The following is a 19649-nucleotide window of genomic DNA, read 5'->3' as shown; positions in this document are numbered from 1 at the left end:
CTTAAAATGTTCCTGACGCACGGTGCGCCAGGAACCGTCACTACGTGTCCGCTCCAGATCAGAACGAATGAATCAGACCGAGGCTGAATGCAGTTTGACGCCCACCCGAAGCAGGACCCGCAGCCATGAGGATCCACGCCGGGCCACCCGACGATTGTTGGAACGCCAGCGTGGAATACACGCTCGTGCGCTTCGACAGAAGATAGATCAGCGAAAGCGTTTCCTGATTCACGTGCTGCTCGTTCAGCACGTCGTTGCCCTTCTGGTACTGATATGAGAGGTGCGCGTGCAGCGGAGTGGAAAGTGCATACGTCACATCAGCTTCGTAGACACCGATGCGTGCGCTATTTTGCGTGTTCGCCGTATTCGTATACAGCGCAGCGAATTCAGCAGCGCCCAACATGTACGAAGCGCCAACGCCGAAGTTGCGAATACCGTCGTTACCGTTGTTCAGCGACGGATACTTGATATACGTGTATGCGCCATTCAGCGAGAAGCCACCATTACGGTAGTTGACGCCGAAGCTCTGTGCCGAGTTCGTACCGACGTTACCTGCGACGCCGCCGAAGCTGTACAGACCACCGAAGGACAAGCCGTTGTACGTCTGGCTCGTGTACTTGATGGAGTTCGGGATTGCCGAACCCAGGAGACGGTCGAAGTCGAACGAGCCGTTGCCGGGACCGCCGCGCGGGCTATTGAGGCCCTGGAACGAACTTTGGCGCAGGTTCATTGCGTTGACAATGGGGAATGCGGGCCCCCAGCGATCTTCAACCAGTGAATCGAACATAAAGTCGATTTGATTGCCAGCCGTCAGCGTACCCCACTTTTCGTCCTTAACACCAACGTATGCCGTATGGCCGAACAGACCGTTGATCATGGCGCCGTTGTTCATGTTGAACTGGCCTTCCAGCTTGAAGATCGCCTTGGTGCCACCACCAAGATCTTCACTGCCTACCAAACCGAACAGATCAGGTGCTTGACTATCCGGGTCGATGGACACCAGTTTCTTGCCACCGACATTCGACGTGTACATCACACCCGAGTCTATAAGACCATAGAGCTGAACGGATTGTGCGTTGGCGTTGGCTGCCACCATCGCACCGATTAGCAGTGCACATTGTTTGATCTTCACTCCCGACTTCTCCTCACCTGTCAGCACCCACCTACTCTATGGGCACTGTGTTTTTCGCTATGTCCTTGGGGACCGCGATATATGACTCCCTCTGCAATGGAGGGAGTCGCCTCCGTGAGTGACGGCTAACCGCCACTAATCTTATTTTTTTGCTTTGAGCAGATCCAAAGCCACGTCAACGATCATGTCTTCCTGGCCACCGACCATACGGCGCCTGCCCAGTTCGACCAGAATGTCCACGGTGTTCAGGCCATACTTCTTCGCCGCGACTTCTGAGTGACGCAGGAACGACGAATACACGCCTGCGTAGCCCAGGGCCAGCGTTTCACGGTCCACGCGAACCGGACGATCCTGGAGTGGGCGCACGATGTCATCAGCCGCATCCATCAATGTCATCAGATCCGTACCGTGATTCCAGCCCATGCGTTCTGCTGCGGCGATGAATACCTCCAACGGTGCATTGCCGGCCCCGGCGCCCATACCGGCGAGTGATGCGTCGATACGGTCGCAGCCTTCTTCCACTGCAACGATGGAGTTTGCGACACCCAGCGACAGGTTGTGGTGGGCATGCATACCCGTCTGCGTTGCGGGATCGAGGACCGCCTTCACGGCACGGAAACGGTCACGGACGTCTTGCATCGACAGTGCACCGCCAGAGTCCACGACGTAGATCGTGGTGGCGCCGTAGCTTTCCATGAGCTTCGCCTGCCCAGCCAGTGCTTCCGGCGTGGTCATATGGCTCATCATCAAAAAGCCCACGGTATCCATGCCGAGTTCACGAGCGTATTCGATGTGCTGCTTCGAAACGTCGGCTTCCGTGCAGTGGGTAGCAACACGAACCACGCGCGCACCCGCGTTGTAGGCGGCCTTCAGATCGTGAATGGTACCGATGCCGGGCAGCAGCAAGGTCGCGATCTTCGAATGCGTCACCACGTCAGCAACTGCCTCGATCCACTCCAGGTCCGAGTGTGCGCCAAAGCCGTAGTTGAAGCTCGAACCTTGCAGGCCGTCACCGTGTGCTACTTCGATAGAATCGACTTTCGCCTTATCCAGTGCGCGTGCGATGTCCTGCACGTTCTGGATCGAATACTGATGGCGAATCGCGTGCGAACCATCGCGCAGCGTAACGTCCGAGATGTAGAGTTTCTTGGCCTGAGTCATTTGCAGTCCCCTTATGCGCCGATCATGGATTGAGCCATGCGCTCGGCGGTACGCATACCGGCGCTGGTCATGATGTCGAGGTTGCCTGCATAAGCGGGCAGGTAGTGTGCGGCCCCTTCCACTTCGAGGAAGATCGAGGTCTTCAGACCGCTCAACTTGCCGAGTCCGGGGATGTTCAGGTTCTGAACTTCATCGAACTGCACCTTCTGCTTCAGACGATAGCCCGGAACGTAGGCGTTCACGGCCTTGGCCATCTCTTCGATCGAGGCCTCAACTGCATCGCGATCTGCGAGTTCCGACAGGGTATAAACCGTGTCACGCATGATGACCGGAGGCTCAGCCGGATTCAGAATAATGATGGCCTTGCCCTTCGATGCACCGCCCACGGCTTCGATTGCCTTCGAGGTGGTTTCCGTGAACTCGTCAATGTTGGCTCGGGTACCGGGACCTGCCGACTTGCTGGAGATCGAGGCGATGATTTCGCCGTAGTGGACCTTGGCCACGCGCGAGACCGCCGCAACCATCGGAATAGTAGCCTGACCACCGCACGTCACCATGTTGACGTTTAGTGCATCAGCATTCGCTTCACCGTTCACGACAGGAATGCAGTACGGTCCGATTGCAGCGGGTGTCAGATCGATCATGCGGATGCCGGGCTTCAGCGTGCGAAGGAATGCGTCGTTCTTCACGTGAGCGCCAGCCGACGTGGCATCGAACACGAAATCGATGTCCTTGAACACAGGCAAACGGGTCAGGCCTTCAACGCCCTCATGGGTGACCGCAACACCGAGGCGAGCCGCGCGAGCCAGACCATCCGATTTCGGATCTATACCGACCATTGCGCCCATTTCCAGAACCTGGCTGTTGCGCATGATCTTGATCATCAGATCGGTACCGATGTTACCCGACCCGATGATTGCTACTTTGCGTTTCTTTGCCATATTCGTTACTCGATGAATGTTGCACGGACCGACCCCAGCCCTTCGATTACCGCCGTGTAGGTGCCGGGCCTGGTCACTGCAACCATGGGTCCGAGCGCACCGGTAAGAACCACGTCCCCTGCACGCAGCGGCGCACCCAGCGCAGCCATACGATCTGCGAGCCATACCGCGGCATTCAACGGATTACCCAGACACGCGGCGCCGTTGCCTATGGAGAGCACTTCCCCATCTGATTCGAGCCTCATCGCGCACTCTGTGAGATCGAGTTGCGAGAGTGCAACCGGACGCGAACCCAAAACGAATGCGGCACTCGATGCGTTGTCGGCAACCGTATCCACGAACTTGATGTCCCAATTTCGGATTCGACTGTCCACGACTTCGATGGCGGCCACCGCGTAGTCCGTCGCACCGATCAGATCGGCAAACGTATGACGCTCGTGCGTCAGATCGCGATTCAGCACCAATGCGATTTCGGCCTCCACTTTCGGCTGGATCAGTTTCGAAAGCGAGATCGGTTGACTATCGCCGTACGCCATGGACGCGAACAGTGCGCCGAAGTCCGGTTGATCGACGCCCAACTGTTTCTGTACCGCCAGCGAGGTCAGACCAATCTTCCGGCCAACAATGCGTTCGCCGCGAGCGACACGCGCCTCAACATTGATCTGCTGCACCGCATAGGCCGTTGCCATATCGTCAAGCGCGATTTCCGGATGAACCGCAGGGACCGTAACTCCCGCGCGTATCGGAGCGATAGTTTGGCGGGTAGTTTCTGCAATCCGCAGTCGTTCCGCGATAGCTTGCTTATTCATCTATTTTCTCCTTACACCTTGGGTGCCGCATGCATGTAGGCAAACCCGGCGATCCATTCAGGGATGGCCTGATAGAAATCGATTTCAGCCTCGTACTCTCCAAACGCGGAAAGTGCAGCAAACGCTGCGACCCACGCCCGGATCTCGTGCGCGCTCTTGCCCGCGTCACGCGAAACGTCCTCATTGCTCAGGCGATCCACGGCAAGCAAATCGCTTTGCATCATCTTCAGGAATGCCATATCCCATTCAGGGTTAAGCGCACGCATGCCCGGCGCCTCACCTGCTGTGAACGCCCTGGCCGCATTGATAACGCGTTCCTGACGCGCATTCCGAGCTTCCTGGCTGAGATTGCGCCCCGTGTGGATCAGACGCTCCGAGATCTCGTGCGTAGCATTCTTCAGCTCAGGAATCGGCGGCTCATGGGAGATTCCGCCTGACCCGAGAATCAACACACGCTTGCCCGTCGATTTCAGGTACTCGCCAATAACCTGGCCCATCATGCGCGAGCGACGAAGCGGCGCCATCGGAGGCGCAACCGAATTGATGAAAACAGGAATGACCGGGTAGTTGTCGAGGCCGCCCGTCACTTCTTCAAGAGCTTGTGCCGCACCGTGGTCCACGGACATGCGATACGAAATCGCCATATCGATGTCGCGATTCAGCAAGTACTCGACCATCGCCCTGGCATCTTCGGCCGGAACCGGCAGATCCCCGGCCAGGCTCTTATAGTCGCCAATAGCATGGGCTTTGGCCCCGACACAGAAGCTGGGCATCAATTCATAGAAGAAGCCGTTGTAATGATCGGGAGCGAACACGACCACGAGTTCAGGATCGAACTGGCGAACGCGTTCCCGTGCAGCGGCACTCATTTTGGCCACATCTGCAACGACTTCTGGCTTCGGATCGAAATACCCGTGCAGCGGCGTATGGGAAAGGCATTCAAGAATAACTGACATGCACAGGCCTTAAACGCGTTTGAATGTGAGACGAGCGACCCGGGCTTCCGACGTACCCGCTTCCAGCTTATGCGTGGTCAGCGACAACAGATCGCCGTTCAGCTCTGCATAGCGCTTCTGTTCGCCACCTACCCAGTTCGGGAACAGGCAGTGCTTGACCGCGTGCGTTACCACGTTTCCTTCGATGCTCCAATCGCCGGCGTAGGTCAAATACGTGTTGTATGCCTGGGCCTTCTCTGCGTCCGATGCATTCCACTGACCGCCGGTCGTGAACTGGGCGCGATCTTTTTTGGTGATGGCGCAGAACATGCCATTCGGACCGTATTCCATGAACCCTTCGAGTTCCGTACCCATCGGGTAGGTGACTCGACCGTCATCAAAAATCTGTTCCCAGGCCTGGATTAGCCAACGGCCTTTGATATCGAGATTTTCCATCTTTGCCCCGCTAATTAATTGAGCAGAAAGTCCGAAACCGCGAGCGTGAACGTCGCAGCCTTTTCGATCTGCACCCAGTGTCCGCACTGATCAAACTCTTGCAGCGTCGAGTTCGGGAGCAACGTCTTCATACGTCGCGACCACTCGACCGGGATCACCTGATCGTTCAGGCCGTGGATGAGCAATGTCTTGTGCGTGATCGCCGCCAGATCCGACTCGGCAAGGGCCAGCATTTCTACGCCCTGCTGACGCGGCGCTGGGAACAGGCGAGCAAATCGTTCCTGCACGTCTGCACGAATCGATGCCTCGTAACGCATACGAACCAGATCGTCAGTGATGATTGAGTGATCGTAGGCGAACACTTCCATCAGGCCCTTCATGGCTTCCAGGCCAGGCGTGTAACCCCATACCTTCTCAAGACCCTCACTGATCGGAGCATTGATGCCTGCCGCACCCATCAGTACCAAACGATTCACACGCTCGGGATGTGCCTTGGCCAGTGCCAGTGCGATGGCACCACCGAAGGAGTTGCCGACCACCGACACCTTCTTGATCTTCAGCGCATCGAGCAACATGATCAAAGACTCTACCCAGACAGCGGGAGTCAGCTTGAGGTAATCGGGGCACTTGGTATATCCAAAACCCAGCATATCCGGTGCGATAACTCGCGCCTTCTGGCTCAGTACCGGGATAATGCCGCGCCAGTTAGCCCAGGCCGTGACACCGGGGCCCGAACCGTGAATCAGCAGGATCGGATCGCCCGCGCCCTCACCAACGTCGTGATAGTTCAGCGTGAAGTCACCCAGCTCGAGTGAATTTGCGATTTCGGGACTTGCGTTGCTCATCACTTTGCCTTCTGTGTATCAGGAATAACAACCGGTGCGCGCATACCCTCGGCCGCCAGTTGCTTGAGAATTTGTCGCGCTTCTTCGCGCTTGTGATCCGGAAGCCATGTCCGGTCATGGCCCCAGAGGCTCATACCTTTCAGCTCCTCGACTTCCCAGTCAGGTCCGACCGTGCGCGTAGCCCAGCCCAGTTCGAACATCCAGCCATCCGGGTTCTTCAGGTAGAACGAGGTGGCGTGGTCGTTGATGTGACGACCCAGCGTCACGCCAATCGAATCCGGATTCAGGAGCGCGGTATCGTACGCACGACCAACGTCATCGAAGTCGTTGTATTCGAGCATCAGGTGATAGATACCGGCCTTGCCACCCGTGTGTGCGATGCCAATCGTATGGTGACGTGGGTTGCAGTGCAGGAATTCGACCTTGAACGGCTTATAGGTGTAGTCCGTGAGGTGCATGCCCAGCACGTTGCGATACAGGTTCGAGAGCTCTTCGAAGTGCTCGGTAATGAGCGCCACGTGACCCAGGCCCATGTTGCCGGTACGGAAACCGCCAATCGGACGACCGGGCGCGAATTCCGTATCCGCATCGGCCAGACCATAGGCGATCTCCAGACGCACACCATCATCGTCACGGAAATGCACCATGTTCCTGACGCCCCGGAATTCAATCTCCTCGGCCGTACCGGGCGTCGTTTGATAACCGGCGGCCTCCAATGCCATCGTGCATGCCGCCAAGGCCGGGGCGTCAGGAACTTCGAAGCCCATACCCATCGTGGACTCGCCACCGGTAGCGGTGACGACGAACCGCTGAATCTTTTCGTCCGCGCGAATGCGCATGGTCTTTCCAGCTTCGATCACTTCGACCTGCATACCGACGTGGTTCGTCACCTGGTCGATCCATTCCTGCATACGTGGGGTTTCGACCACGATGTAGCTCAGCGCATTAATCATCTCTGTTCAATCCTTGCAGAAACAACGTACAGGCCATTCACGGGGCCGGAGGCGCCGCCGCGCCTCCCACCTACCCCGGTCAATAGCGGCCCATCAGGGACGCGCGATGCAGCCCAAAACGCTTTCCAACAAAATGCCAATCGCAAGCAGCCGTCGATCTGAACCTTGCGGACCGTCCAACTCCATGCCAACCGGGAGCCCCGTTTGCGAACCAAGTCCTGCCGGGAGATTCAGGCCCGGGAGCCCAGCACTCGCCATCGGCTCAGTGTTCTGGATCAGGCGCCGGAAGTTCTCTTCCTCATAAATGCTGTCATCAGCATCGGGCGCCACGCACGCGGTAGTCGGGAACATCAGCGCATCCAACTGATGCTCGGAAAACAGTTCGGCATACCTGGCCCGCAACTGATCACGTCCGCCACCGGCCTTTTGTGCCTGTTCGTACATGGGTGCCACATCCACGAGTTCACCTGAGGCATTCGGGAACTTGTTGGGCAGCACCCAGTTTTCATATATCCACTTCACGTCTGGACTGTCGATCTTCTCAGCCAGCTTCTCGAGCGTCATCTGATGATCGTTGTCCTTCAGGTACTGCTCCATACTGGATCGGGACTCGCCAACCACAGCCTGGAAGCCAACTGCATCATTCAGTTCCATCAATCCGGTTTTGCCCAGATCAATGAAGGTCACACCCAACTGGGTGAGACGCGTAAGCACAGAGCCCGCGACCTCGCGTGTGTCGAGATCGAGATTCGCCCAAAACTCAGCGGGAAGGCCTAGACGTAGCTTCTTGAGTTCCACGTGCGGCAACGCGTACTCGTCGGAAATCACACCGTCAAGGAGCGCCACATCGTGCATGTTCAATGCCATGGGGCCCACGGTATCCCGAGTCCTGGCAATGGGGATCACACCCAAACCCGGGTAGCGACCCCACGTCGGACGCAGCGAAGCCACGCCGTTGAGTGCCGGGGGAATGCGCATCGAGCCGCCTGTATCGGTTCCCAATGCCCCGAGCGCCATACGCGCTCCCAGGGCAGCGGCCGAGCCCGAGGACGAACCGCCAGCAATCCTGGTCTGGTCGTATGCGTTACGAACCCCACGGCCCGCACCCGTATTGAAGGCACCGTTGTAGCCCGTCGCCCCATAGGCCAGTTCATGCATGTTGGTCTTGCCCAGCACGATGGCTCCCGCATCCCGGAGCTTGCGCACAGTCGGTGCATCCGTGACAGGCACGAAGTCTGCGAACGCGGGACTCCCTGCGGTGCAGCGGATGCCTGCGCTATGGATGTTGTCCTTGACCACGATAGGGATGCCTGCCAAAGGCCCCAACGGAATCCCTGTCTGCCGTGCCTTATCAATAGCCGCTGCTGCTTTCAAAGCGCCCTCTGCATCAACGGTAACGAATGCATTCAGGGCTTTTCCTGCGTTGATACGTTCCAGACAGGCCAATACCAACTGGGTACTCGTCACCGATCCATCGTGAAAAGCTTGAGCGGCATCGGCCATCGTGAAATCGATGAACGACTGGTCTTTATCGTGGGTCATATCTAGTCGATGTCCGGGAACTGCATCGAAGGCGGCAGTTGCGATTCCACCAGAGGTCGAGTCGCATCGCTCATCGGAACCGGGAAGATCATATTGATGCGCTTCCTGCTCACGTCTGTCTCCTTCCCTGCTTTCTGGTTATGGAACTACAACTACAGAAACTTAGAGGCCAAGCTCGCTCCGCTCACGGGTAAGCGTGTCGATCACCGCATATAGGATCTTTTCAGCGCAGGGCATCAGGTCCGGAACGTAGGTGGCACCCATGCCGCCCAGACCCTCGGCAACAGGCACCGGAGCGCCCTGAGCCGGCCACGGCCAACCGATACGGGCAGTCGGCACACCGTAACGACGGAGGGCCGCACCGTCCGTTTGACCGGCCAGCATGTCGGGAACGCCATGTGGACGTCCCTCGATGTGCTCCCAACCGCGCTTGGCCGACTGAACAATCCAGTTTTCTGGATCAGTGGTGCCGCCCGGGACCGAGCCGTACATCTCCCAGTCCATAGTGATTTCCGGATGACGAGTCTTCACGTCCTGGATGAAGTTCGCGAACTGTGCCTTGACATCAGCGGGGCTCGTCCGAGGATTCACACGAACGTCGAAGAAAATCTCTGTCACTGCGGACGGGAATGCAGGTCTTTCGATCTGACCGCCACGAACGCCGGCAATCCAGCCATGGGGCTCGATAACGCCCGACGTATTGCGTTTCGTGTATTCGGGCAGCCATGCCTGCAGCTCCTGAATCACCGTGGCAGCGGGAACCACCGACGAACGGAAACCCGGAACGTCGTGCGGAATACCCGCATAGCCCATCGTGCCCTTAACCGTGATCTTGAACCAGGCCATACCCGGCTCTTCGTGGTAGACCCAGTTCCACGGCTTCATGATGATTGCGAAATCGGGGTACATGCCACGATTCAGCAGATTGATCACGCCATTCGACATGCCCGAATGACGCGCTTTGATGTCAACGGGCATACCACCGTCTGCCATACCGACAAGCAGATTGCCCTTCAGCGGAATACCCGTTTCCAGCACTGCCGTTGCCACTTCAACGTGCGTGGCAATCATGCCCTTCGGATTCGAAGCGCCGAGGCCGAATACCCAGTCTTCGATCTGCCTGGCGTGTGGCTGCAAATCCGCTTCCTGACCGGGGCCCGAAAGAATCTCTTCTTCCTTGGTGCGATCCAGGTGCGTGTCAATAGGAGCATAAAGCAGCAGCGACGCGCCGCCGCCGGCGCCCCGGTGTTCACCCATCACCGAACGGCTGATGGCCGAGTTGTCATGGGTTTTCGTTTGCAGCCCGATCATCTCCATGTGATGCTGCATATAGTCAGCAGCTTCACGCGTCGAGCCCGTAGGGCTGTGAATGTCAGTCAACTCGAACAGCAACTTTTGAAGACGCTTCGAACTCAGGTTGGCCTTAGCCTTCTCGTACCATTCGGTCTGCTGAGACGAAAACGGCAGTTGTTTCGTAGGTTTGAATTCCATGCCCATTCCTTAGTTCGAGGCAACAAACTGCTCTGCGAAAATCAATTCCGACTTCACGCCCAGCTCGATCAGGCGCGTGGTTGCCGCGTCGATCATCGGCTGCGGGCCGCACAGATAAGCCACCGTATTCGGATCCGTCACATCACCTTCCTTGAGTGCCGAGACCGGTGAACCTTCGTGCAGGCCTTCCTTGGCATTGCGATCCACGCAGACCCGGGTCTTCAACGTCGGCAACCAGTGCTGACGCAGTTCGATGTCATCCAGAGCAAACAGCGCTTCAGGGACCGCGCAACCAAACGAGAGCAGCATCGGCGGCTTCTTGCCCGAGGCCTGCCTGAGGCTATCAATCATCGACAGGATCGGAGCCAGACCCGTCCCGCCGGCAACGAAGATGTGCGGCGCACGACGATGCTCTTCGCGCAGAAAGAACGCACCATAGGGGCCCTTCATCGTCAGAACCTGATCCACTTGTGCCTCATCTTCGAGGAACGTGGACATCGCGCCATTGGGCAGCAACCGGACCAGAAATTCCATCTTGGGCAGGGTCAGCGACGTAGACGACGGGCTGTAGCTACGGAGAACACCCAAACCCGGTACCGTGATCTGCATGAACTGCCCGGGCCTGAATTCGAGCCAGTTGCCTTCGGCCAGCTCGACAGTCAGGCGCATCACGTTGGGCGCGATACGCTCCACGGAGTCGATGAAGACCTTCACTTCCTGGGCAACCGACGAGCCGACTTCCGAACCGTACGCGACGTTGAATGAACAATCAGATTCAGCCTTCGTAACGCAGAGCAGCCGATTTCCTTCTGCGTATTCCGAAGCCAGGAGCGTCGAACTGGCACCGGGGATAGACACGGCCTCACCTTCTGCGAGCTTGCACGTGCAGGACGCGCAGGCCCCTGCCTTGCACTGGTACAGAACAGGCACTTCGGCCTTGATTGCGGCTTCGAGAACGTTTTCACCCGACTCGGCAGCAAATGTACGGCTCACGCCGTCCGCGAAGTTAATGGTTACCTGATGAGCTTGGGTCATGACTTAATCCACAAAACAAAACACTTTCAATATCAATCAAGCCAACCCAGGCGGGACCTGACGATGCCAATCACTATGGCTCTGCAATACCATGCCGACCATACACAGCAGGTCGTCCTGATACTTGCGGCCAATGAGTTGCCCACCGATGGGCAACCCTTGCTCAGTAAATCCAATGGGTACCGACAATGCGGGGTGTCCCGAGGCGTTGAACGGTGACGTGAACTGAATCAGGCGGCGGTTAGCCTCAGGATCCGACGCCAAACCTGCCAGCTGTTCATAAGTCGGAGCCGCGTAGGGCTGCACCGGAGCCAATACAACATCCACCTCTGTGAATACCGCATCCATCTCGCGCGTAAACTGCTGAGCATCACGAATGATTCGCTCGTAGTCCACAGCCTTAAGTTCCCGCCCCTGGTCGATAAGACGGGCCAGTGCAGGACCGTATTCAGCGGACTTGCCGGGATACGTCGCTTCATGAGCAACAGCCGTTTGAACCCCGCAGTGATGTTCCCAGTTGGAACTGGTGGCCCGCGTATCCGGAACCTTGATGCTCTTGATCTCGCCGCCGGCCTCGGCGAGGATGACCTTGACCTGCTGAATCGCGCGCTGAATCACGGGATCGACGCCATCCGAAATCCACGATTCGTCCATGCCGATGCGCAATCCCTTGAAGCCTTTCAGGAAATTTTCGAATCGTTGCTCGTCAATGGTGGCGAGCAGTCGTTGCGTATCGTGGCCGCCAATAATTGCAAGAAGGAGCAGGACATCACGGGCCGAACGCGCCATGGGTCCCACGTGATCCAGCGAGGCAGCCAGTTCCATCGTGCCCTTACGGCTGATCGTGCCGTAAGTGGTTTTCAATCCAGTCAGATTGTTAGCTGCACTGGGGAAACGCACCGATCCACCCGTATCCGAACCGAGCGTGCCATAGCACAGACGAGCCGCTGTAGCGACACCGCAACCCGAGGAACTAGCACCACACCAATGCGCGGCACCCCACGGATTGACAGGATCAGGGATCGTCGGATGATGGATGGCAAATGCGCCCTCCGTCATTTGCAGCTTGCCCAGCATCACCGACCCTGCATCTTGCAGGCGTTGCACGACCGTCGCGTTTTCCGTGGGTACGCGCTGTGCATGAATCGGCATACCACCGGCAGTAACTATGCCCGTGGTATCGAACAAATCTTTGACTGCGAGCGGAATACCATGCAGGGGACTCCTTACGTTTCCGGCTTGAATCTCTTTCTCTGCCTGCTCTGCCTGCTTCAATGCCAGTTCAGGAGTCACACGAGCATAGCTATGCAAATTCGCGTCCAGTGCTTCCACGCGGGCCAGCATCGCCTTGGTGACTTCTACCGGACTGATCTTGCCACTGCGAATCTGCAGGGATAGGTCGTAGATTTCGAGATTATGCAGGTCGCGTGGAAGGCTGCTCATGACGGATACGGATAATGAATTTAGTAGGTCCGGGCCTGATGCACCAGAAACGAGAATGGAGAACGAGAAGGGAGCGAACTGTCCTCGCCCCTCGTAACGGTGCGTCAGGGTGTTACAGGGGACTCATAGTCACCCTAAGGAGTGCCGATCACGCTTTAGAACCAGACTTGTTCTACAAAGTACGCCGGGCGCTTGCCATCGGCGAGATCCTTGAGGCGCGTGCTATGGGTCTTCACTGCACCGAAGGTGCCCTTACCCGGCTTCGCGATACCACGGTTGTGGCGCGAAGCGAGCTTGCGCCACGTAACCGGGGAGATGTCGGTCGCGACCAGTTGCTCGTCATCCCAGCCCGTGCCGTCCGCGTAGAAGTGCTGCATACCTTCGCGAGCGTACAGGTCGCAATCGTTGAAGCCGTGCAGGCAGAGTTCCTTGTACACACGGTCAAAGCGGTACTTGAATTTCTTGCGATCTTCTTCGGTCGGGCAGACGCGGACCAGCACTTCCCAGTACTCGTGCAGATCGTCCGTGATCGGAACGTACCATTCGTACTGAACGACGTGCTCTTCCGGCCAGTTTTCGACCATGAGAACGCCCGGAAGGACCACCGACGTGCGGTAGAAGCGACCATTCAGGTTGTCGATCTTGAGGCCCAGTTCCTTGTTTTCCAGCACCGGCAGCCACTTGTCCGTGAACAGCCATTGCATCATGCCCTTCGGACCATTTTCGTCTTCAACGACCTGAATGCAGTCGTCCGAGACCGGCAGAATGCCCAGCGGGAGCACCCAGTCGTTCACGTGAACGATGGAGTTGTCCTTGTGGACCAGGATGTGTCCATTGTCGAAGCCGTTTTCGCATGCGATACGCCAGTTGCCGAAGCCCGTGCGGTGCATACCGTGAGCGACCGCGTTTTCGTCCAGGATCGAAGGCGTATCCGGCCACAGCGGGTGCGGGAAGCGCTCATTGTTTTCCGGGAAGCGGAACGGCAGGTCATCCGACAGCGGGGGAACATCTTCGAGCGGGAAGTCATCTTCACGAACGAACACGAAGATCATGCCCGCGACTTCTTGAACCGGGTACGTCGTGATACCGGTCGTGCCGATCAACTTGTCGTCGGGATTAGCAACGATGGTCGCGAGCTTGCCGTCGTCCAGATTGAACGTGAAGCCGTGGTACCAGCACGTGATCGTTTCCTTGTTGAAGCACATCGGCTTCTCGGAGAGGCGAATGCCACGGTGAACGCACTGGTCCTTGACTGCGTAGATTTTTCCGTCGACGCGACGCAGCACGATGGGCACGCCAGCGATCATGATGCCCTTAATGCCCGTCTGGAGTTCTTCTTCGTTCTCGGTCGTGGTTTCCACCAGCTCCTTGCTGAACATCGCCGGATACCAGTGGTTGATGAAGCCCCAAGCTGCGTCCTTGTAGGGCTGGTATTGCGATTGCGACTTTGCATCGTTGTAGCGCGTGTCGCTGATCGAATGCTGCGCTACGCGACGGCGAACAACAGTTTGGTCCGACATTTGTATGTCTCCTCAGAGGGGGTTAGCCCTTGTAAAGGGGGTAGTTTTGTGCGCAAAGTAAGGCAGTGACCGCGAGACAAATCGTATTACCCGACCGAGCAGTCAACACTCCAATGACTACGAGCCCTATCCCATCTGTGCATTCAATATGCATTTCGAGGGTTTATCCCTACAAACGAAAACGGGGCTCCTGGGAGCCCCGTCTGGGTTAGCACCTAGCCTAATCAGCTATCACGTTCGTAGTGGTTCGAGTTTCGAGCGTGGCGTAATTCCCATGGCGGAAGACCAGCGGGAAGCGCTCTATAGAGGTGGCCGCGCAAAATCGGACAGGCGGATAAGTGGTTTGACCGGGGACATGACGAACAGAACCCGACGGACCCACTCGGCGGCGTTCAAAGGAGGGTAACCAGTTCAGGGGGGCGCGTTCACCGAATCGGTGCTGGACCGAGGCATCCGGCTATCGATGGACGGCAACGGAAGCTGGCGCGACAACGTGTTCGTCGAGCGGGTCTGGCGCAGCATCAAGTACGAGGAGGTCTACCTGAAAGCGTACGAGTCGGTCGGCGATGCCGGGCGCTCCATCGGCGAATACATCGACCTGCACAACCGGAAGCGGCCCGTTCGATCCTGGCGGATCAGACGCCGGCGAGGCAGACTTCGCGACGCTGCCTGCGATCAGATCGGCAGCCTGATTGCCCCGGCCGTTCCACTTAAAAATCTCGGAAAACTTTCCGAACGAGCGAGGTCGCCTCTGTCCCCTCCAATGCTAGCCGGCTTAGCGAGCTAGTGTTTCGCTAGGAGTCTCGCCAAACCAACGTTTGTAGTCAGTGGTGAAGTGCCCGAGATGGGCAAACCCCCACTGATACGCCACTGCCGTCACCGTTGTATTTTTTGGATCTGCCTTCAACAACTGCTCACGCACCCGATTGAGTCTGATGCTCTTCAGCAGATGCATGGGTGATGTATTCCGGTACTTTCTGAAGCCCGTGTATAACGAGCTGGTACTGACTTCTACGTGCTCCGCAATGGCGCCCACCGTTATAGGCTCGTGCGCCCTCTCCTCGATGAAAAGCTCTGCTTTCCTAATAAATGCCGGAGTCACGGAACGAGAACGATCTTCGTTGAGTGCCAGACTATGATTGCTTGCTTGACTGATGAGCAGCAGCGAGCCAATCATGTGCTCGACTTGCGCTGTCAACAGTGGCGATGACGAATGCGTACCGTCCAGGTAATCGAAGAGCCATTGCATGGTGGAAGCCCACCGTCTGCCGGCTGCGGAATCGAGCGGCATCGCGGTTTCGAATTCCACTCGGGTTTGCGCACCGTTGCCGAGATGCTGCCCACACAGGCGCTCCACCAAACCGCGATCAATACGGAGAATCAGCTTTTCCGTGCCCGTCGTATGAACGATTTCATGTTGTTGCCCGGCATTAAGAATCGAACCTACCGTAGGTGATGAACTGATGGACTGGTTGCCATTGGTGATGTGCTCACCGCCACTGAGTGGCACTTGCACCAAATAGAAGTCGTCGAATGTAACAGGTCTGATCCTGACTTCGCCGCCATAGCTCATTCGTCCAATGCCTATTGAGCCATACTTTCGATACATTAGACGCGCATCGAGTTGACCGCGCACATCAATATTTCGAAGTTCGTTTTCGCAGAGTGTACGCGTCCCCCAGTCTCGGGCCTGCTCTATGTCCCGGGTCCGAAATAGCTCAGCATCAGTTGAGGGGCCGCAGTCGTCGCTGGCCTCGTGATGCAATTCCTCTATCTGTTTCATTGACTCTATAAGTTAGAAGTATTGAGCTATTAGGGGTCAGGACTGGATTGTTAAGTCAATTATACATTCGTTAAAACAATCCACCCATACGTACCTCCCCTATCGACTACGTGGACTAGCCCTGATCAATTGCGGAGGTCGAATTCAGCCGATTGCGCAATGCAAATTTTTGAATTTTTCCTGTCAAGGTCTTGGGCAGTTCACGGAAGTGCGCCGCCTTGGGAGCCTTGAACGATGCCGGGAGCGAACGGCGCTGAACAACGATTTCCTCGGGGCGCGCATTCGATACGGGGTCGGAGTCAGATTCGCGCCACGATGGGGGGAGACCACGTCCTTGGAATAGCCGGTCGTGCCCGACGCGTAGTTCAATGCAGTTGCATCCCATTCATCGGCCGGAAACAGGTTTTGGAAGTTCGGACTGCCTTGACCAATCAGGTTGTCATAGCTCTGAACCGTGGCCAGTACGCTATCGTCAGCAACAGCGGATGTGTCGTGAACCTTGATGATCTTCAGATCGGGAAGAGCTTCGGCCACGGCCTGCGCGAGAGTCGCATACTCAGCGTCGATGACCAGTACGCGAGCCTCGCCGTGCTCGAGCATGTGATGAATCGCTTGCGCATCAAGTTGGGCAAGCGCGCTCGCCAGTGGAACGCATCGTTCGAACTTTTGGCGCCAGGTGCGCTTCGCCTGAACGTACAGAACCGCAGTCTTGTCGCCATAGACTTCGGATGCGCGAACCAGGAAGTCCACCGGGGTCAGCGGGGTGTAGTTGGCATTGCAACGCTGCAAGCCATCTTCATACATGTGCATTCGCACCGCCTCCGTCTATTTTTGACTGCTCTCTTGAATGCCTTGATCGTGCTCAAGACGTGCTCAAGATTGTTGCGCCCAGACTATTCCAACCAAATCTGGCGAACTATCCAATTCGTGCACCGACTATCCCGATACTGCAAGAACCGTGGCCCCCGTCTTCTGCATACAAGGGCCACGAGGTGATCCGAAAACTGATGTACAGCCGGTCTGCTGTTCGTTCAGAGGGAAAATCAGGGTCCCTGTCACCGAGGTCTGACGATTGTTGTCTCCCGAACGGGAGAATCCTGCGGCCTGGTTTTTGGTCGTTTCCAGAGCCGGTTTCCATTGCACATGTCGAGACCGGTGGCTTTCGATCCCAGACGGGCGATCTTGCCCCAAAACCTGGAAATGGGGTTTCCGGCCGTCAGGCATCGAACTGCCTTGGCTCGACGAGGCGCCCGCGGTAAGACAGTGCCGTGGAGTCGCAAGGATGAATCGCAGCCACCACATCACATTGCCTCGACACCTGATTCGGAAAGGGACGGGCTGCTCGCCGCCCTGAAGCGGAGCCATCGAAAAGGTTTCCAGCATCCGGCAGCCACCCTGAAGCGGACTCTTTCGACGGTCGGTACCAGACGACCGCTTCACGCCCTGAGTCACTCAGTCAAGCTCTAAGAGGGCGAACGATGCGATGTCATCATGCTGGACCTGCAAATGTCCGGCCTCAGTGGGATAGAAACGACATGTGCGATCCGCGCACGTCCTGGAACGATCGGTCAGATACTGATCATTGCTTTGACTGGCTATTCAGACTCAGGAACGATCGAGTCAGCCGTAAATGCGGGCATGAACGATGTCGCAACCAAACCAGCTCGTGGACCGACGCCTGTCAGAACGCTGATCCAGCATATGCATCCCGGCACAAACGGAGTACGTTGGGCCGCAACGACCGCTGTACCGGGCGGAGGCGACGGGTGCCCCTCTTCGGCCATGTCGAAATAGCGATCCTTGGCGGGCCCATCCTGGGCTAGTAACGTCGTGAGGGGTAGCGGAGCTACGCCGCGAGTTGGTGCGCGCAGTAACGGCGGTCAATTTTCTCTCGTTGCCTGCAGCGTGCACATGGGAGGAGCGCTCGCTGTGCGCCGGGCGCCGTTCAGGCGCCTCGCCAGCCGTCTATCTCTTCGCGAAGCACAGCAATTACGCCAGTCCAGTCACCTCGCGTCGCCTGTCGAAACAGCCGCGCCGTTGCATACCACGGACTATCGCACCTATCGAGTTGCCATCTCCAGTCCGGCATGAACGGCAAGGCAATCCATACGGGCTTCCCGAGCGCCCCTGCCAGATGCGCCACAGCCGTGTCGACGCTGATGACGAGGTCGAGGCGATCGATCAGCGCAGCGGTCTCGGCGAACGTGGTGAGCCGCGCGGAAACATCGCGCAGCACCCCGCGTTGATCGAGTTGCGCGAGGCACGCATGATCACTGTCGCGTACATCCTTTTGCAGCGCGAAGAAATTCGCATCGGCATCCAGCAAGGGCGTCAGTTGCTCAAGCGAAATGGACCGATTGCGATCGTTCAAATGCGTCCGGCTTCCCGACCACACGATTCCAATGTTCGGCCGTTGAGCGGAGCCTGCAAACAAATGATCCCATTGAGAGGCAAGCGCACCGTCTGCGTGCACATAGGGACCAGGCACCTCGAGATCGGTGGCACGTATCTTGAGCGCAAACGGCAGACTCAAGGTTGGGATGTGATAGTCAAAATCTGGGACTTGCCCTTTCTCGTCGATGACTTCGGCCACACCCCGGTAATTCCGGAGGAGCGGCAATAGCGCATCCTGAACCCGCAACACTACGCGAGCACCAGCCTCACTGAGTCGATCCACGAAGCGCACGAATTGCAGGGTGTCTCCGAACCCCTGCTCATGGTGAACGAAAATTGTCTTGCCATTTATCGGCTGGGCGCCAGTCCATTGAGTGCTCTGCGGAAACCCGTGGCTTTGGGTGCCATCGCGCCAACGCCATTCGTATTCGCGCCAGCCGTGCTCAAATTCGCCGAGCAGCAAATTCGTCTGAGCTCGATTGGTGCGGGCGCCGGCGTCGTTTGAATCGAGCGAAAGCGCCTTCTTGAATTGAAGCAAGGCCTCATCGAAGCGCAGCAGATCTCGCAACGCGACCCCGAGATTGACGTATGCGCGCACGAAGCGCGGGTTAATCGCGATCGCCTGTCGGTAGGCATCCAGTTCGTCGTCATAGCGTGCCATCGCACCGAGCAGTGTTCCTCGGTTGTAGTGCGCTTCGGCCGATCGTGGGTGGGTTTTGCACAGATGCACCAGCATGTCGAGCGCGCGCTGCGGTTCGCCAATCTGTGTCAGCGACATGGCGGCGCCATGCAACGCGGCGGCATGGTCCGGAAACTGGGCGAGGCAGCGCTCGAACAGCACGATCGCACCATCGTGACGTTGCGCCAACTGACAGACCTGGGCGGCGAAATTCAGTTGCTCCGCGGACATGGGCATGTGCGCAGATGCCTGTATCAGGTACTCGGCTGCCCGTGCATGTTCGCCCTGTCTGACGGCGATGTAACCGAGGGCTTCAAGAACTGCACCGTGATCAGGGACACTCGCCAGGATATTGCGCAACAGAAGTACGGCATCGTCGAATTGCCCGGCAGTGACGTACTTTTGCGCGGTGGCAAGAGCATGTTCAATATCGTGATTCATGGTAATGAAGATCGGTGCACCAGTCCAATTGGGGCAGATTCAACCGGTCGATGCAATAGTTCGACGGAGCCCTTCCGCCCATCCTCTCG

The 19649-nt window shown here is 57.4% G+C and carries 16 protein-coding genes and 2 pseudogenes; 2 read left to right on the top strand and 16 right to left on the bottom strand.

Features of this window, described 5'->3' with window-relative positions:
- Window positions 1-58: 58 nt before the first annotated feature.
- The 13 genes from L0U81_RS30255 to L0U81_RS30195 all read right to left on the bottom strand — a co-directional run bounded on the left by L0U81_RS30255 (window position 59) and on the right by L0U81_RS30195 (window position 14263).
- Window positions 59-1132: a porin gene (locus L0U81_RS30255; protein WP_233809341.1), complete on the bottom strand. Its 1074-nt coding sequence runs from the start codon at window positions 1130-1132 to the stop codon at window positions 59-61.
- A gap of 141 nt (window positions 1133-1273) precedes the next feature.
- Window positions 1274-2293 carry a 4-hydroxy-2-oxovalerate aldolase gene (gene dmpG / locus L0U81_RS30250; protein WP_233809339.1) on the bottom strand — a complete coding sequence of 340 codons (1020 nt, stop codon included), beginning with the start codon at window positions 2291-2293 and terminating at the stop codon, window positions 1274-1276.
- Between the two features lie 11 nt (window positions 2294-2304).
- Window positions 2305-3234, bottom strand: a complete 930-nt coding sequence (locus L0U81_RS30245; protein WP_233809337.1) for an acetaldehyde dehydrogenase (acetylating) — start codon at window positions 3232-3234, stop codon at window positions 2305-2307.
- A 5-nt stretch (window positions 3235-3239) separates the two neighbouring features.
- Window positions 3240-4043, bottom strand: a complete 804-nt coding sequence (locus L0U81_RS30240; protein WP_233809335.1) for a 2-keto-4-pentenoate hydratase — start codon at window positions 4041-4043, stop codon at window positions 3240-3242.
- 11 nt (window positions 4044-4054) lie between these two features.
- On the bottom strand, window positions 4055-4999 hold the full coding sequence (locus L0U81_RS30235; RefSeq protein WP_233809333.1) for a 3-carboxyethylcatechol 2,3-dioxygenase: 945 nt from the start codon (window positions 4997-4999) through the stop codon (window positions 4055-4057).
- Window positions 5000-5008: 9 nt separating this feature from the next.
- Entirely contained in the window at window positions 5009-5434 is a 426-nt protein-coding gene (locus L0U81_RS30230; protein ID WP_233809331.1) for a lipocalin-like domain-containing protein, read from the bottom strand.
- Window positions 5435-5448: 14 nt separating this feature from the next.
- A complete protein-coding gene (locus L0U81_RS30225) occupies window positions 5449-6279 on the bottom strand; it encodes an alpha/beta fold hydrolase (protein WP_233809329.1) in 831 nt (276 codons plus the stop codon).
- The gene (locus tag L0U81_RS30220; protein ID WP_233809327.1) at window positions 6279-7232 is read right to left on the bottom strand and encodes a VOC family protein; all 954 of its coding nucleotides are present in this window, start codon (window positions 7230-7232) and stop codon (window positions 6279-6281) included. Before L0U81_RS30220 ends, L0U81_RS30225 begins: the two co-directional genes overlap by 1 nt.
- A gap of 93 nt (window positions 7233-7325) precedes the next feature.
- Window positions 7326-8774, bottom strand: a complete 1449-nt coding sequence (iaaH, locus tag L0U81_RS30215) for an indoleacetamide hydrolase (protein ID WP_233809325.1) — start codon at window positions 8772-8774, stop codon at window positions 7326-7328.
- A gap of 162 nt (window positions 8775-8936) precedes the next feature.
- Window positions 8937-10265, bottom strand: coding sequence for a M20 family metallopeptidase (locus tag L0U81_RS30210; protein WP_233809323.1), 1329 nt, complete (start codon window positions 10263-10265; stop codon window positions 8937-8939).
- 9 nt (window positions 10266-10274) lie between these two features.
- Window positions 10275-11300, bottom strand: coding sequence for an FAD-binding oxidoreductase (locus L0U81_RS30205; RefSeq protein WP_233809321.1), 1026 nt, complete (start codon window positions 11298-11300; stop codon window positions 10275-10277).
- Between the two features lie 36 nt (window positions 11301-11336).
- Window positions 11337-12743: an amidase gene (locus L0U81_RS30200; RefSeq protein ID WP_233809319.1), complete on the bottom strand. Its 1407-nt coding sequence runs from the start codon at window positions 12741-12743 to the stop codon at window positions 11337-11339.
- 155 nt (window positions 12744-12898) lie between these two features.
- Window positions 12899-14263 carry a Rieske 2Fe-2S domain-containing protein gene (locus tag L0U81_RS30195; RefSeq protein ID WP_233809317.1) on the bottom strand — a complete coding sequence of 455 codons (1365 nt, stop codon included), beginning with the start codon at window positions 14261-14263 and terminating at the stop codon, window positions 12899-12901.
- Window positions 14264-14687: 424 nt separating this feature from the next.
- Here L0U81_RS30195 and L0U81_RS30190 point away from each other — a divergent pair.
- Window positions 14688-14882: pseudogene (locus L0U81_RS30190) on the top strand (integrase core domain-containing protein); the annotation flags it as partial.
- A gap of 156 nt (window positions 14883-15038) precedes the next feature.
- Here the strand turns inward: L0U81_RS30190 and L0U81_RS30185 are convergent.
- Both L0U81_RS30185 and L0U81_RS30180 read right to left on the bottom strand, forming a co-directional pair.
- Window positions 15039-16046 carry an AraC family transcriptional regulator gene (locus L0U81_RS30185; RefSeq protein ID WP_233809315.1) on the bottom strand — a complete coding sequence of 336 codons (1008 nt, stop codon included), beginning with the start codon at window positions 16044-16046 and terminating at the stop codon, window positions 15039-15041.
- A gap of 183 nt (window positions 16047-16229) precedes the next feature.
- On the bottom strand, window positions 16230-16856 hold the full coding sequence (locus L0U81_RS30180; protein WP_233809313.1) for an AMP-binding protein: 627 nt from the start codon (window positions 16854-16856) through the stop codon (window positions 16230-16232).
- A 675-nt stretch (window positions 16857-17531) separates the two neighbouring features.
- Here L0U81_RS30180 and L0U81_RS30175 point away from each other — a divergent pair.
- Window positions 17532-17840, top strand: a pseudogene (locus L0U81_RS30175) (response regulator); the annotation flags it as partial.
- 151 nt (window positions 17841-17991) lie between these two features.
- Here L0U81_RS30175 and L0U81_RS30170 read toward each other — a convergent pair.
- The gene (locus tag L0U81_RS30170) at window positions 17992-19560 is read right to left on the bottom strand and encodes a tetratricopeptide repeat protein (RefSeq protein WP_233809311.1); all 1569 of its coding nucleotides are present in this window, start codon (window positions 19558-19560) and stop codon (window positions 17992-17994) included.
- Between the last annotated feature and the right edge of the window lie 89 nt (window positions 19561-19649).

Source organism: Paraburkholderia sp. HP33-1 (genome assembly GCF_021390595.1).
Taxonomy (GTDB): Bacteria; Pseudomonadota; Gammaproteobacteria; order Burkholderiales; family Burkholderiaceae; genus Paraburkholderia.
Note: the sequence above shows the minus strand (reverse complement) of the source record. Positions and strands in the feature narration are given on the sequence as shown.